Annotated in this window: 9 protein-coding genes; 8 read left to right on the top strand and 1 reads right to left on the bottom strand. The window is 36.7% G+C overall.

What is annotated here, in order from left to right:
* Nucleotides 1–15 precede the first annotated feature (15 nt).
* Nucleotides 16–1,392, top strand: coding sequence for an endo-1,4-beta-xylanase (locus CXF85_RS16750; RefSeq protein WP_101229784.1), 1,377 nt, complete (start codon nucleotides 16–18; stop codon nucleotides 1,390–1,392).
* A 105-nt stretch (nucleotides 1,393–1,497) separates the two neighbouring features.
* Here the strand turns inward: CXF85_RS16750 and CXF85_RS16745 are convergent, their stop codons facing one another.
* On the bottom strand, nucleotides 1,498–4,692 hold the full coding sequence (locus CXF85_RS16745) for an endo-1,4-beta-xylanase (RefSeq protein WP_101229783.1): 3,195 nt from the start codon (nucleotides 4,690–4,692) through the stop codon (nucleotides 1,498–1,500).
* Nucleotides 4,693–5,016: 324 nt separating this feature from the next.
* On the opposite strand from CXF85_RS16745, the gene CXF85_RS16740 reads away from it, so the two are divergent.
* From CXF85_RS16740 to CXF85_RS16710, 7 genes are all read left to right on the top strand, one after another.
* Nucleotides 5,017–6,630: a sulfatase family protein gene (locus CXF85_RS16740; protein ID WP_011043180.1), complete on the top strand. Its 1,614-nt coding sequence runs from the start codon at nucleotides 5,017–5,019 to the stop codon at nucleotides 6,628–6,630.
* A 79-nt stretch (nucleotides 6,631–6,709) separates the two neighbouring features.
* Nucleotides 6,710–8,386, top strand: a complete 1,677-nt coding sequence (locus CXF85_RS16735; RefSeq protein WP_101229782.1) for a sulfatase family protein — start codon at nucleotides 6,710–6,712, stop codon at nucleotides 8,384–8,386.
* A gap of 35 nt (nucleotides 8,387–8,421) precedes the next feature.
* Nucleotides 8,422–9,540: an SGNH/GDSL hydrolase family protein gene (locus CXF85_RS16730; protein WP_157829125.1), complete on the top strand. Its 1,119-nt coding sequence runs from the start codon at nucleotides 8,422–8,424 to the stop codon at nucleotides 9,538–9,540.
* Nucleotides 9,541–9,675: 135 nt separating this feature from the next.
* Nucleotides 9,676–11,955, top strand: a complete 2,280-nt coding sequence (locus CXF85_RS16725; RefSeq protein WP_101229780.1) for a glycoside hydrolase family 3 N-terminal domain-containing protein — start codon at nucleotides 9,676–9,678, stop codon at nucleotides 11,953–11,955.
* A 343-nt stretch (nucleotides 11,956–12,298) separates the two neighbouring features.
* On the top strand, nucleotides 12,299–13,777 hold the full coding sequence (locus CXF85_RS16720) for a sulfatase (protein WP_101229779.1): 1,479 nt from the start codon (nucleotides 12,299–12,301) through the stop codon (nucleotides 13,775–13,777).
* Nucleotides 13,778–13,860: 83 nt separating this feature from the next.
* Nucleotides 13,861–14,727 carry a substrate-binding periplasmic protein gene (locus tag CXF85_RS16715; RefSeq protein WP_101229778.1) on the top strand — a complete coding sequence of 289 codons (867 nt, stop codon included), beginning with the start codon at nucleotides 13,861–13,863 and terminating at the stop codon, nucleotides 14,725–14,727.
* Between the two features lie 534 nt (nucleotides 14,728–15,261).
* Entirely contained in the window at nucleotides 15,262–16,737 is a 1,476-nt protein-coding gene (locus CXF85_RS16710; RefSeq protein WP_157829124.1) for a cellulase family glycosylhydrolase, read from the top strand.
* Nucleotides 16,738–16,923 lie beyond the last annotated feature (186 nt).

The raw sequence follows: 16,923 nt of genomic DNA, 5'->3' as shown, positions 1-16,923 counted from the left end.
ATAAGTAAATGTACTATGAACTACCTACTAAAAACATTGCCTATGATAACTGTACCTGCTGCTTTTTGCTTATTATCACTATCATTACACGCTCAAACTAACTCTACAGAGATTTATGACGGAACTAACATTACCGGCATAGAGAAAATAATAGCCGAAATAAAATTACAAAAAAATGGAACCAGTGAACAACAATGGCGCATTGACGCTCAGCAGCGAATTAATAAACACCGTAAATCTCAACTTACTGTTGAGGTAAAAGACAAGAATGGCACTCCTATACCTAATGCTAAAGTCGAGCTAAAACAGCTTAACCATAAATTCAATTTCGGTGGAGTAATCTCTACTAAGAAATTTGCGAAACAAGCAGAGGTATTACCAAACTTCATTAATCAAATTGGCTTCAACAACGGGCTAAAATACAAACATAAAGAAAGATTAGCGGATACTGTAGAACCAATAATAGATTGGGCAAAACAGCACGATATCAGCGCTCGCGGTCATGTGCTTGTTTACCCTGGCTGGCAGTTTATGCACAAAGACGCCAAAAAATTAAAGAACAATCCTGAGCAGTTAAAAAACTTTATAGAAGCTCAACTATATGACTATGCAAAGCGTTGGGATGTTGTCGAATGGGATGTAATGAATGAACCGTTAGACAATCTTGAAATTGCTAACCTTTTAGGTCGAGGTATTATGGCTGATTGGTTCAAGCAAGCCCAAAAACACGTTAGAAATAAAGATGCTCGTTTATTTATTAATGAAAATAGAATTATTTCAGCCCCACCAGCCAATATTGATAGGATTGTAGAATACAAAAAAATTATTAAAGAAATAATTTCTGACGGCGGTCCTATTGAAGCTATTGGTGTACAAGCACGATTTAGAGTTGACTCCATTACCCCTGAAATGGTCTATCAGCGCCTTGAGCAATTTAATGAATTCAACCTCCCTATCGTTGCTACTGAGTTTGAAATAGTAAATACACCACGCTACAACTTCAAGCCAACACACTTAAGGCGTGCTCAAATGACCGAAGAGTACATGCAAGTGCTTTTCTCACACCCTAATGTCGATGGCATCGTTGCTTGGACAGTATTAAATAATTTAACAAGTCGCTCTTCAGCTAATGACAAGTCAACTACCAATGAAAAAGAAACCAGAGGACTATTAAACTGGGATATGAGCTTGCCACTTAATGGTAAAATTTGGCTATACCTTATCAATAACCACTGGCAAACAAATGAAACTAAACAAACTAATAGCGCTGGAAAATTTGATGTCAGTGCTTTTCATGGCAAGTATCAAGTTACAATAAGCCAAGGTAACAGTAGTATTGAGCATACGATTAACATTGATAAAAACACTAACGAGATTGCCCTTTCCTTTTAGTATCCATGAGCATTGTTATTTACCAAACTAAAAAAGCCGTATCAACTTGATACGGCTTTAATTTATCTAATCCAATTGAACTAGCTTAACTGACCAACAACAGGGTTAACGAACACAAGTCACATATTGACGGTTGGTATCACCTAAAGCTGACATTTTTGCCGGATCTATGCTTGTTTTCATTAAGTGATGTTTACCATCAGCAGGAAAAGTACCAGCCCAGTAACCTTTATTTACAGGCCAATGCTCGGTAGCGGAGAAACTGCCATTGCTAACCTTGTCTGCATCATTAACTAACGTTAATAAGTTATCTGATAACTCTGTTTTAGTTGGTAATCTTGCACCAATATCACTACAGTAAGCTTCGGCTTCACTCCAATTGAATAACTTCCATTTATTACCTTCAACTGTGGCAGCGCCACCATCAAGTGTCGTTTCCGTCGCCAGGGCTGGACGAGTAAAAACTAAATCACCAGCATTGATAACACTCGAAATATCACCATTGTCACCACTAATCTCAGGTGGTGAATAAACAACAACTTCATCAACATTGGTTACTGAAATAACTAATGCTAGTTGGGCGAAATTATCTTCTGAATCAGTCGCGACAAGTGTTACTAGATAGTCATTATCTCCAGCTAAATCATTAGCATTTTCAAAATCTTGAGCCGCTAAAGTTAATGCACCTGTCGATGAATCGACAACAAATAAATTAGCATCATCGCCTTCAACAGTCCAAATAACACTACCAACTGCTTCATCACCAGAAAGGTTTGGCAGCTCACTGCTATAAATTACATTTTCAGCAATTGTTGTGGTAATGAATTCATCAATAGTGAAGTTTACTAGTACTTGGTTATCGGTAAGATTATCAGTTACAACGAGCTCTAAAGCTAATTCTGCAAAATTACCAACAGCATCCGTCGCAGTTAAAATAACCGCATAGTTATTATCAATATCAGTATCAGCTGGTGATTCAAAGTCTTGTGCTGTAAGGCTTAAAACGCCAGTTATAGAGTTAAGGTTAAATAAGTTGGCATCATCACCGGTTACAGTCCAAGTAATAGCGCCAATATTATCATCACCTGACAGGGTCGGTACTGTACTAGTAAACATAACGCCTTCCTCTACTTCAGTATTTTCAAAACTATCAATACTGAAACTAGCAGGTGTTGCACTGTCGCTACCATTGGCGTAATTAAGTAACTGAATTGTTTTACCCTTTGTGCCATCAATCCAAGAGAAGTCAACCTGCTCATCAGGGTAATTTGTAAAAGATACCGTTGCAGTATATTCACCTTTAAAGCCGTTTAGCTGTGTTTCCCCCTGCCTATCTAACCAAGTGGTAACATCGGTATTCCAATGTTTCTTAACTAAATACAACCACGTTTTTCCTCGTAAATTAGCATTGCCTTCTAAGTCGACTAAATGGCGAGCATCACTTCGGCTAGAGCTTTCAAAAAATGTCCAGACTAAAATATCACTGACACTTTCTTTACTAAAGTAAACAGTCATCACTCGTTCAGTTAAAACAGCGCGGTCAATCTCTGTGGTTATCAAGTCATCTTTAATCTCAAATTCCGTCGCTGAAATTGGCAGATTTAAGTCATCAAAATAGGATAAACGTTGATAAATAGTATCCGCAGATAACATCGAACCAAAGCGACTTTGAAATCCAAGCGCTTCAACATGACCTTCATTTAACGTATCGTCTGCAAGAATACTTTCAACATTACTTTTATAGCCTGCAACTTTATCTGAAACCACAGTTTCACTGCTATCTGATATAATTCGATTATCATTAATAAATAATGTCGCCGAATTTTGAACATTAGCCTTAGCTAATTTGTACCAATGTGCTTCTTCTTGATAGCCTAGAATATCTTGCACATCGTAGTGACCTCGTAATTCGTTAGCAACATCCCACTCAACAACATCCCACTTACTCGCCCAATTTCTAATCGTGGTATCAACATAAATTTTCAGTTCATCACTGGGAAGGTTCGCAACATCTCCTTGGGTAATGCCCATATCTAATGCATCTTGTGCTGATACTGTTGTTTCCATATTCGTCCATTTTGGCCAGATCAACGCATGCCCACGCACAGGGATATCATGCGCTTTAAACCAAGTAAGCATAGCCGGTACTAAAGGCTCTAAACCTGCTCTTAATTTATATTTTAAAGCGTTTTGAAAACCACCTTTATTAAAACCAAAATCTAAATAAGCCGCTTTATATAGATCTGCAACATCATCGGCTTCACCATGCCATAATTTTGCCTGAGCAATTCCCCCAAACTTAAAGTTATGACGGTTAAGGGTTAAGTTCACTTTAGCGTTAGTTACTGGCTCACCATTTTTATCAACAATAGTAATAGTACCTGACGTTTTACGAATGTTATTGATACGTTCGTTAGCTGCTTCTCGCCATGGTTCTACACCACATTCAATATCACTAACAAGACTCTCAATTCCTTCAATATTATTACCTGAGAAGTTTTTATCATCAGTAATATTTTCTGTGGTTTTATCACATTGGCTGGTAGTAGCTATACAATGAACAATAAGGTTATTGGCTTGCTCATCATTAATTGTGCCGCTGTTATTAATCAAATTACATTGATGTTTTGTTGCTGCAGTTTTTACGCTCAATATAAACGTTTCATCACTGATAAAAGGAGTAACAAATTCAAATTGCCCCTCACTTGCCACCGCTAGCGTTTCAGCACCATTAATTGACAAGTCAATATTGTCATCAATTAAGCCATCAACAACCCCTGACACACGATAACATGTCGATAATAATGGGTCATTTAGCAACTCACTATTATCATTTAACGCTACACCTAGCTCATTCCAAGGGTTATTACATTTTGTCATCGCTAATTCAAAAGCAGAAAGTTCAACGTCTTCCTCAACTGGAACTTCCTCAACTGGAACTTCCTCAACAGGAACTTCCTCAACTGGAACTTCCTCAACTGGAACTTCCTCAACTGGAACTTCCTCAACTGGAACTTCCTCAACAGGAACTTCTTCAACAGGAACTTCCTCAACTGGAACTTCCTCAACTGGAACTTCCTCAACTGGAACTTCCTCAACTGGAACTTCCTCAACTGGAACTTCCTCAACTGGAACTTCCTCAACTGGAACTTCCTCAACTGGAACTTCCTCTGCTGGAACTTCCACATCAGGAGTTTCAAGTATTGGTAGTTCTTCTATTACTTGTTCTTCAGAGCCACAACCTTGTACTCCCAAAGAGAAAATAAGCATAAGTGCAAAGGTACATTTATAGTTTTTCATTATTAGTTACCATTCTTTATTAGAGTTATATTCAAGCTGAAGCTACAATCGATTGATAACGTTGTCAATTGAAATTATAAAAGATATCTAAACTAACAGTTTCTATAAACCACAACAAAGGCACCATAAGTCATTGAATTGATTGAACTCATGCTACCACTATCATTTAGCTGAAATGAAAATACCTCCTTAAGAAGCATGCGAAGTACAAAACTTTAAACAACTTTAAACATTTTAAATTTACATCTCTGTTGATAACGATATCAATTACTGCTAATTTATATCTTTAAACACATATCCAAACATGCAAGTAAAGGGGATAACATGTCTTCAAAAATAGATGCGTTAAAAATAACAGTGCTAAGTTTAAGTTTATGCTTTTCGGTATCATCGTTATCAGCAACCGTAAACAAAACAGTAAAACAAAAGAAAAATGTCATCTACATTTTAACTGATGACCAACGCTACGATGAAGTAGGCTTTTTAAACCCACGTATTGATACACCCAATATGGATAAACTTGCCGCTGGCGGTGTTTATTTCAAAAATGCTTTTGTTACTACCGCCCTTTGCTCTCCTAGTCGTGCAACGATATTAACCGGTCAATACATGCATAATCATGGTGTAGTTGATAACAATAACCCAGCGAAGGAAAGCTCAGTTTATTTCCCTTCTTACCTACAAGAGGTGGGTTATGAAACAAGTTTCTTCGGCAAATGGCATATGGGTGGTCACGGTGACTCTCCTCAACCGGGGTTTGATCATTGGTTAAGTTTTGCGGGTCAAGGACATTACTATCCCAAAAAAGATAAAAAAGGTCGAACAAACAAAATTAATATCAATGGCGAAAGAGTTGACCAAAAGGGCTATATTACCGATGAGTTGACTGATTACGCGGTGGATTGGTTAGACAAACGTGATTCAGACAAACCATTTTTTATGTATTTATCTCATAAAGCGGTACATTCTAATTTTGATCCTGCTCCACGCCATAAAGATCAATATAGCGATGTAGCAATTGAAGTCCCTGAAAGCCAAGCCGATACTCCAGAAAACTATGCAGGCAAGCCTATGTGGGTCAAGAATCAACGTAATAGCTGGCATGGGGTCGACTTTCCATACCATAGTGAAATGGACGTTCAAGAATATAAGCGTCAATACCATAGAGCACTATCTGCCGTGGATGATAGTTTAGGTCGTGTATTAAAGTGGCTAAAAGATAATAACTTAGAAAATGATACTATTGTGATGTTAATGGGCGATAACGGCTTTATGTTTGGCGAACACGGTTTAATTGACAAGCGTAATGCTTATGAAGAGTCTATGCGTGTACCGTTACTTGCTTATGCTCCCGGTTATTTCAAACCCGGCACCGTAGTAGACGAAATGGTTGCTAACCTAGACATAGCCCCTACAATATTAGAAATTGCAGGCGCTAAAAAACCAGCTCACTTTGATGGCGACAGTTGGTTACCTCTTGCTAAAAACAAAGAAGTAAATCAATGGCGTGAGAACTTTTTATATGAATATTATTGGGAATTTAACTACCCTTCTACCCCAACTACTTTTGCTTTGCGTACTGACAACTACAAACTAATTCAATATCACGGTGTTTGGGACACTGAAGAGCTTTATGACTTAAAAAATGATCCTAAAGAAATGAACAACTTAATCAATACACCTAAACATCAACCACTTATAGCGCAAATGCGTCATGATTTATTCAACCTTTTAGTGAATAAAAAAGGTGATAATGTTATCCCTTACACTGAAAAGTATACTCCTGGTGCGGTTTACCGTGAACGTGACCGTGGCGAAACAGCTGACTTTCCAGATAACTGGTTGAAAAAAGAGGGTGATGATGGTTTAAGAACGTTCTTACGAATAAAGCCTATTAAAGATAAAAAAGATGACAAGAAAAAATCAGCTAAACATTAATAATTAATGTTGGTATTAAATTATAAAGACCAACAATTATTGTTGGTCTTTTTGATTGTGACAAATATTAGGATAAATGATGAAACAGTTTAACTCTATAAAAATTGCTTTAGGTTTAGCACTCGCTATAAGCTCTGTAACAAGTTTTGCAAAAGAACAACGTCCCAACATACTCTTAGTTGTCGCAGAAGATATGAGCGCAAAAGTAGGTGCATTTGGTGACCCTGTAGCTCAAACGCCTGTATTAGATGAGCTAGCTAAAACAAGTGTCCGTTACCCTAACACCTTCACTACCGCGGGTGTTTGTGCCCCCAGTAGAACATCGCTCATTACTGGGGTTCATCAAATATCCGTCGGTGGCCAACACATGCGTACCCGTTCATTTGAAGCATCAAATTATAGAGCAGTACCCGCACCCGAAGTTAAAGCTTTTCCAGAGTTATTACGAAAAAATGGCTACTACACCTACGTTTCATCAAAACTAGATTATCAATTTAGCAATACCTCTGCACACAGCGGCCCATTTACCGTATGGGATTATGAAGGTAAAAAACCGACATGGCGAGGCCGAGAAAAAGACCAACCCTTCTTTGGTATGTATCATTTAGATATAACTCACGAAAGTCAGTTGTTTCCCAAAAAATCAACGAAGAATAAAAAAAGTGGTTTAGTTAAAAATTGGATTAAACCTGAACAGGTTGTGGTTCCCGCTTATTACCCTGATACGCAACTTATTCGTGAAGGTATAGCACTGCATTATAATAATATTCATGCTATGGATACCCAAGTGGGTGAGTTATTAACACAATTAAAAAAAGATGGTTTAAGCGATAATACCATCGTTATTTGGACAACCGATCATGGCGACTCTCTTCCTCGTGGTAAACGTGAAGTTTATGACAGTGGTTTAAAAGTGCCTATGATCATTCACTGGCCAGAAAAATATCGTCCAAATAAAGCAATAAATGGCAGCATTGATAGCCAACTATTAAGTTTTGTTGATATTGCTCCATCAATTTTAGCCATGGCAAATATTAATATCCCTACCTACATCCAAGGTAAAGCACGCATTCCAAATAATAATGCCACAAACAAGATAGCTAAACGTAAATATATATATGCCTCAAAAGACAGACTTGATGAGTTTCCTTTTCGAGAAAGAGCGGTACGCAGCAACCAATTTAAATACATTAAAAACTACGCACCGAATAAACCAGGTGCTACCCATTTAGCCTATCGTGATCAAATGATATTAATGCAAGATTTATGGCGTGAATTTGAAGCGGGTAGAATGAATAAGCAACAAGCTTTCTGGTTTAACAACCGACCTGCTGAAGAGTTATACAACATCATTAAAGATCCAGAGGAAGTGAATAACTTAGCAAGTAATCCAGCCTATAAAAAGCAACTTAAGAAGATGCAATCTGCTTTGAAAGAATGGCAATCTCATGTAGATGATTTAAGTGATCGACCAGAAATAGAACTTGCTAATGATTTTTGGCCGAACGGTCAACAGCCTATCACAGCTAAACCTAGTATTTATTTAGATGAGAGTGGCTTTATCGCCATTAAAGGCAATACTCAAGGCTCATCTATTGGCTACCAAACGAGTTACTTAAACAAAAAAGGTAAATGGATAACGAGTAAAATGCGCGTTTATAATCAACCGTTTGCGATTAAGAAAGGTATGAAAATTATTTCAAAGGCCGTTCGTTATGGTTATAAAACCAGTGAAAAAACTATCAGAAGCTTTTAGCGAGAAATATTATGATAAACGCCATGAAAAGCGCCATGACAAAACTTAAACAGTTAAGAGTATTGTTACTGTTATTAAGTACTGTCACGCTAGGAAGTTATGCTACTGAGAGTCAAATTAAACGTATTGATGTACATAGTGATAAAATCCGATATTTAGGTACATCGTACGTCTATAAAACCAACATTGATAACAAGCCACAGGTAAGTTTTACTCGACATGCAAAATCGGTACTTGCCCTACCTAAAAAAGACACTAACTTTAACAGTGACAAAGCACAAACGAATGCTAGCATTGCTATTAACTTTGCAACCTCTAGTAATAATGTTGTGTTAACTTTTAAAGCGCTGCCAAAAATTAATCGCGGCTCAGACATTGCTGTTTATCAAGTAACAAGTCAGGGTGAGCAATTAATTAAAACGGTAAAGTTTTCGCCTAAAAAAGAAAATTTTAACGTTACTTTTCAATCAAAAAACATTAATCAATTATCGGAATATAAAGTATTACTACCCAGCTTAGCGAACCTTGCTTTAATTGCACTAGACCTTGATTATGACAGTGAGTTAACAACGCTTTTCACTCCACGTAAAGCTAAATACATAGTAATGGGTGACTCCATCAGTCATGGTGTTGGTCAAGGCTCGGCAAGTTATCTCACCTACCCTTACCAAGTTGCTCAAGCACTTGATTTAGAGCTATTCAACTTAGCCGTTGGCGGTGCACAAATATCAATACCTACGGCACAGATGTTAGCTGATTTTAATAACGTAAAATTAATGAGTCTGTTAATTGGCTACAATGACTGGAATGCACCTAATGCCGATTTAGCCACTTTTAAAGAAAGATACAGTAAGGTCATCGATACAGCGTTAAATTTACATCCAAAAGCCGACTTGTATTGCATTACACCACTGTTTACTCGTCGTGATAAAGCCAAACATAGCAAATTACCCATTCAAGCCTACCGCGACGTCATCATTAATTTAGTTAAAGAAAAGCAACAATCAGGTAGAAACAAACTACATATAATTCATGGTGATACTATCAGCTCAGTTGATAATCTTCGCACTGACAAGCTGGCTGATCCTGTGCATTTAGGTGTTGAAGGCGCTAAGTTGTTTGCTGATAAGTTAATCACTCTCTTTAATCGTTAACTGCTAATCAAAGTGAAAAGTACACTTGATGTATTTTGCGACAATTAGCGACAAACACTTAATTGACATCGTTATCAGTCGGTGTATGCTTATAACAATCATATTATTTTAATCAACCTATACCGGAGTATAGAAATGCTTAAAAAGACATTTTTATTGCTAGCTTCACTTACGCTAATTAGTCAAAGTCTACTAGCAACCCCCATAAAACGTTCCGAGCAGGATATCGACAAGGAAGTCACCCACTTGCTTTCGAAAATGACCATTGAAGAAAAAGTAGGTCAAATGACCCAAATTACTTTAGCGGTAATTTTAGATAAGGGTAGCCGTGAAACAGGTGACGGTTTAGTTATTGATAAAGAAAAACTGAAAAAAGCCATTCATACCTACAAAGTAGGATCAATTTTAAACTCAACAGCCACGGCATTAACGGTAAAGCAATGGAATCGATTGATTAAAGAAATTCAAGATGAGGCACTGCAAACACCTAATAAATTACCCGTAATTTATGGCGTTGATGCAATTCACGGTGTTACTTACACTAAAGGCTCAACCCTTTATCCTCATAACATTGGGCTAGCCGCTACTCGTAATCTTAAACTGGCTAAAGCTACCGCTAAAGCGACAGGTAAAGAACTACGTGCCACAGGCGTTCGTTGGAATTTTGATCCGGTACTTGATTTAGGTGTTAACCCAATTTGGTCACGTTTTTCAGAGACCTATGGTGAAGATACTTACCTAACGACTCAAATGGGTGTTGGTGTAATTCAGGCATATGAAGAAGATGGACTTGAAAATACCACCGCTGTAGCTTCTACCATGAAACACTTTATTGGTTATTCTGATCCCGCTAATGGCAAGGATAGAACGCCTGCTTATATTCCTGATATTGTATTATGGGAAAAGTATTTACCACAATTTAAAGCCGCTGTTGATGCTGGCTCATCATCAATAATGATCAATTCAGCCTCAGTAAATGGTATTCCTGTTCACGGCAGCAAACGTCTATTAACAGATCTTCTCAGAGGCGAACTTGGCTTTAAAGGATTGGTGGTTACAGACTGGGAAGATGTTATTCGTTTGCATACTCGTCATATGGTCGCTGAATCACCACGCGAAGCAGTTAAACAAGCTGTTGATGCAGGTATTGATATGAGTATGGTGCCAAAAGATTTTTCATTCTATGAATTATTAGTCGATTTAGTAAAATCTGGCGATATCTCAGAAGCACGTATTGATAAGTCTGTAGGTATTATTTTAAAGCTTAAATATCAATTAGGTTTATTTGATAACGCCTACCACGAAGCTGAGGCAGCCAAAAACTTTGGTAAAGCTGAGTATAAAAACTTAGCACTAAAAGCGGCTCGTGAATCCATTACGTTATTAAAAAATGACAACGATATTTTGCCTTTGCCTAAAAACGCTAAAATATTATTAGCAGGTCCTACAGGCCATTCTCATGCGCCATTAAATGGTAGCTGGTCATATTCATGGCAGGGTGATGTTGAGGCTAACTACCCTGAAAATGAAAAAACAATTTTAGATGCTTTTCATAGAGCAGTTGGTAAAAAGAACTTAATCACTCACACCTACGCAGGTTTTAATAACGAGAAAAATTATGACGTTGAAGGTTTAATTACAAAAGCAAAAAAAGCAGATTATATAGTACTTGCCTTAGGTGAAAATGCCTATGCTGAATCGCCGGGTGCCCTTGATGACCTAAACCTAGCAAACAATCAGATGGCTTTAGCACAAGCGGCATTATCAACGGGTAAACCCGTCATTGTTGTTTTAGCCGAAGGACGCCCACGCATTATCAAAGACATTGTTGGCGCAACAAAAGCAATAGTTCAAGCGTATATACCGGGTAGCCAGGGCGCACAAGCTATTAGCGATGTTATTTTTGGTGATTACAATCCTAACGGTAAATTACCTTACAGTTACCCACAATGTACTGGTGATTTTGCTAATTACGACCGTGTTTATTTAAATGATATTCAACAATTAACTCCTGGTGACATGAGTTATAACGGTTACAAACCACAATGGCCATTCGGGCATGGTTTAAGTTATACCACTTTTGCTTATTCAAATATTAAACTGAGCAGTAAAACACTTAAAGGTGACAATAAACTTAATATTTCGGTAAAGGTTACCAACACAGGAAAGTTTGAAGGAAAAGAATCCGTAGAGCTTTATGTTAGCGATTTATTCGCCTCTGTTAGTCCTGCAGTTAAACGTTTAAAAGCCTTCAAAAAAATCAATTTAAAAGCAGGACAAAGCAAACAAGTTAACTTTAGTATCAGTAAAGGTGATTTAACTTTTGTTAACCCTAAACTAAAGCGTATTGTTGAAGAGGGTGAGTTTACCCTTGCTATTGGCAGTGAAAAAATAAACTTTCATTATCAATTTTAGCCTTTGATTTTAGTTACCAGTCCCAACCTATTTGGCTCTTTCTAGCAACATTTGATTGAGCCAAATTTTACTTAGTTGCCAAAGGTTAATAACGGCCTCAAGCCAAATATGAACCATACAGTTCATTACTGCCTAAAAATGATGCATAGACTTTGATTTATGGGCAACAGTAAAGAAAGATTCTTTAGCCCTGACGCAATGATAGGCGCGAAACGCCTTGAATTCAGGGGTAAAATTAACCAAGTTAACGCCCAATAAAAGTGGCTGTAGCATATAAATATCAGTTTAATGCTCACTAGCCATTAATTTAACTATTATTTATCAATATAAATTGGAAGATGTTATGAAAAATTCATTATTTTTATTATTTTCAGGACTGAGTTTATTTACCTGTAGCCAAGCTGTTGCTACTCCTGATAAAAGCACGAGTAAACCTAATGTAGTGATGTTATTGGTTGATGATTTTGGTCGTCAAGATTTAAGCACCTACGGTAGCAACTTCTACGAAACACCTAACATAGACCAGCTGGCCGCAGATGGCATGAAGTTTGATAACGCTTATGCCGCACACCCTCGCTGTGTGCCTTCTCGCGTTGCAATATTTAGTGGTAGTTACCCTACGCGCTATGGTGTACCGCAAGGTGAACGTGTCGGTAAACATCACTTACCTTTATCTGCAGTTACTTTTGGTGAACATCTAAAAGAGGCTGGTTATCAAACGGGTTATATCGGTAAATGGCATTTAGGTAAAGAAGGCGGAGATCCAACCAAGCAAGGTTTTGATAGCAGTATTATGGCTGGTCATTGGGGCGCGCCACCGAGTTATTATTTTCCTTACACTAAAATGAGTAAATCAGGAAAAAATAAAGGTTTTGCTAAAGTAGAAGGCTCCGAAGAAGAATACTTAACGGATCGCCTAACCGATGAAGCGTTAACGTTTATTGAACAGAAAAAAGATCAGCCATTTTTATTAGTTTTAGCGCATTATGCTGTTCATACACCTATTGAAGGTAAGCCTGCTTTAGTTAAAAAATATAAAACTAAAATGAAAAAGCTAGGCATTGCCAATGCGGGTCCTAAGAGTGATGCCGATTTAATTAAAGATAGCACTGGCTATCATAAAACCATTCAAAACAATCCAGATTACGCTGCGATGGTTGAAAGTGTTGATATTAGTGTCGGGCGTATTGAACAGCAGTTAAAAAAATTAGGACTTGAAGATAATACTATTATTATTTTAACTTCAGATCACGGTGGATTATCAAGCCGAGGTTTAAAATCTAACCGTGTGCTTGCTACTAGCAACAATCCCTACCGCCACGGTAAAGGCTGGATTTATGATGGAGGCACTCGTGTACCACTTATTGTTAAATGGCCTGAAAAAGTAAAAGCAGGTTCAATTAGCCAAGTACAAGTTACCGGAACAGATCATTACCCGACTATATTACAAATGGCTGGCTTATCACTTGCACCAAAAGATCATCAAGATGGTGTAAGCTACTTAGCCGCTTTAAACAGTGATGAAACACCTAGAAAAGCTATGTTTTGGCACTCTCCTGCAGCTCGCCCCAGTAAAACAGGTGATACCAATAGCTCTGCAATAATTGAAGGCGAATGGAAGCTGTTAGATTTTTGGTCTACAGGAAAAGTTGAATTATATAACTTAAAAGATGATAAAAGTGAGGCGAACAACTTAGCCAAATTAATGCCAGAAAAAACAGCTGAAATGCTTGCTAAACTCACTAATTGGAAAGACGATATTGACGCCCATACTGTAAAAAAGAAAAATAAAAAAAGTAAGAAAAAATCTAAATCGCATTAAGTTGTTATTAGAAATAACCTTATAACTAACGTGCCAGTAAAAGCAATTTAACTTTTATTGGCACAATATATAAAGAGAGTAATATGAAAAGGACTTCAAAAATACGGTGTTTTATCTACGTATTACTCATATTTTCAATTTCTGCTACCGCTAAGGAACCAATTAAAGACATTCATTACTTTGGTAGTAAAAACAAATACAGCGTTGAACTCTTACAACATGTACTTAGTTATAATTCAAAAAAAAATTATCAACTAGTGCCTTTTACTGAAAAAATCCCTAAAGATCGTGCTTTTGCATACATGGAGCAAGATGAATTGTTTGATGTTATTTTTGCTGGTGCAACAACATACCGTTTAGAAAATCATTTAGCGATAGAATTTCCTTTACTCAAAGGACTTAACGGTTGGCGCATTCCGATGGTAAATACAAAAAATAAAGATATTTTTAAGTCTTTAACAACGCTAGACGACTTTAAAAAATTAACGCCTGGTTTATTTCACCTTTGGAGTGATACCGAAATAATGCAAAGAAATAACATATACGTAGAAACAGGTAGCAGTTTTAACGGACTATGGTTAATGCTAGATAAAAACCGATTTGATTATTTTCCACGTTCCATTTTGCAAGTGTTTAACGAAATAAAAAACTACCCTACACTTAATATCATGATAGAAAAAAGTAGCATGATTCATTACCCTACAGCTTATTATTTCTATGTTAAAAAGGGCAATAATGACTTAGCTTCAGATATAAAATCTGGCTTAGAAAAAGCATTAATAGATGGCAGCTTCAACAAATTATTTACGACTTATTATGGACATCTTATTAACAAAGTAAAAAAACAAAATCGAAAAGTATTTTCTTTGGATAACCCTTTAGTGCCGGCAAGCACGCCATTAATGCGTAAAGAGTTATGGATAGATTTATCATCAAACATAATTAATTAAATTAAACCAAATCAAAAAAACAAAAACAGTCTAAAAACAACGAGTTAGAATTTATATTTAAAACCTCTCATTTCCGCTAAAACAATTATTACACTTCTAAGCTGTCACTTTATTTACCAAAATGATGGGCTAAATATTCCGTAATCACCTTTTTCGTTAACTCTTCAGCTGTAACACAAAAGTATCCTATTACCTAAAAGTGTTGTCTACAATATTGCTAGATAGCCAATATAAGTTAATTGAATACAAGTAACTGTTCTTTGGCACCATTGATGCCGTCAGCGTTTAGCTTAGGCAAGTCATTAAAGTGGTATTTGCTACCATTAGAATTATAAACGGGTAAAAATTAAATAATAAATTTAATTAAAACTAATTAAAACTGAACAACTTGTAAGTTTTGCTATATTTATCGTTACAATAAAGTTGACAACGATATCAATTATGATACTTTTTATAGTGAGAATATTTATCGCTAGGACAAAGTTTTAGATATATCTCTATACAAATTATAATAATAACAAAAGAGGTATGATTATGACTAACGTACTAAAAAGCAGATTCACTAAAAAACTATCTTTAACAACAAAAGCAATTTCATTCGTATTATTAGCAAGTTATGGCACGTTAAGCCACGGGGAAGTGCTTAATTCACAAACACCTATTACACCACAAGATATGGTGAAATTAATGAAAGCCGGGGTAGATTCAACTTGGTCAGAAGTGCCCAATAAGATAGAGGATTATACTGCCGTTGCTACCGTTGAGTTTGCTGATAAAGGCTTCAAGCATATTCGTTTGCGTATTGCTAATGATTCACCAACAGCTGTATTTACATTTTTAGATGAACAAATTCAAGATGCATTAGATAATGGGATGATTCCAATTATCGCCAACCAATCACATACCTTTGAAGATAACCCCACCGAGTCAACTCAAGCCGCTTGGGTACAGTGGTGGGAAGATATCGCTGTTCATTATAAAGATTACCCTTATGAATTAATGTTTGATTTGATTGTTGAAATTGCGGCGAGTAGTCCGCTTTCAGATGAGCCTATTAACCAATTAAATGAAGCCTATGAACAAGCAGTTACCGCGATACGTGGTACTGGCGGTAAAAATGATGAACGTATCGTGATCTTTAGTGCTCATAAACGTTCAGATCCAACCCGTATGAACCAACTTGATATTCCAACCGCTGGCAATGACTATTTAATTGGCGAATTCCACGAAGGTTATGCTTCAGGTCCAAGTACAGATCCAACTAACCCTCATTATTATTGGGATGGTGGTGCAGCTGAAATTACGTTAATGACTGAGAGAGCTGATGCGGCTGTAGCTTGGAGTGTAGATACAGGTATCCCTATTTGGGAAGGTGCTTGGATGGCAGGTAATTATAACAAAGGTGATGATTATGATAATGCCCGTCAAATTGCTTTTGTTAAAGATTTTGTTGGTGTACTAAATGATAGGAATATTCCTCATGCAGTAAATGCTACTAAAAAATTCTATGATGTATCAATCAATGAATGGACTACATTAGAACCCGTTGCGGATGCAATAATTGCATTAGTTCCTGCTGATATTGTTGAACAGGTTATATTTAGTGATGATTTTGAAAGTGGAACGCTGAGTGATTGGGCTGTATCAGGTGTTTCGGGTGATGCTACCTTATCATCTGCTTTTGAAGGCTCTTATGGTGCAAAACTTACTAATGCCAGTCGAATGAAAACCACTATTTCTACTGCAGCCTATTCTGCAGCAACGTTATCATTTAGTGTTAAAACTAATGGTTTAGATTCAGGTGAATCATTGAAAGCAGAATACTCTATTGATGGTGGTAGCTTGTTTATTACCTTGGGTGAAACATCGGTAAGTGCATGGGAAGATTATTCATTTACTTTACCTAGTGATGCGTTAGGACTTGATAATTTAGTTATTAAATTGGTGCTAAAGGCTAACAAAAATAGTGAAAATGCATATATTGATAATGTAATTATTACTGGTGAATAAGCTTAGTAAGTAAACGTTAATAAATAAGTGCCTATTAACTTATGTTAATAGGCACTTATTTATATATAAAAAGTCATTTAATAGCCTTTATGATTATTTGTTTAAGTGATGGTTAACATGACTAAAACAAATAACGATAAAATTAGAAGGGTTAATCAGAGTCACCGTATATAGATGTATTGAGAT

Source organism: Colwellia sp. 75C3 (assembly GCF_002836255.1).
Taxonomy (GTDB): domain Bacteria; phylum Pseudomonadota; class Gammaproteobacteria; order Enterobacterales; family Alteromonadaceae; genus Colwellia.
This window is presented reverse-complemented; position numbering and strand designations above follow the sequence as displayed.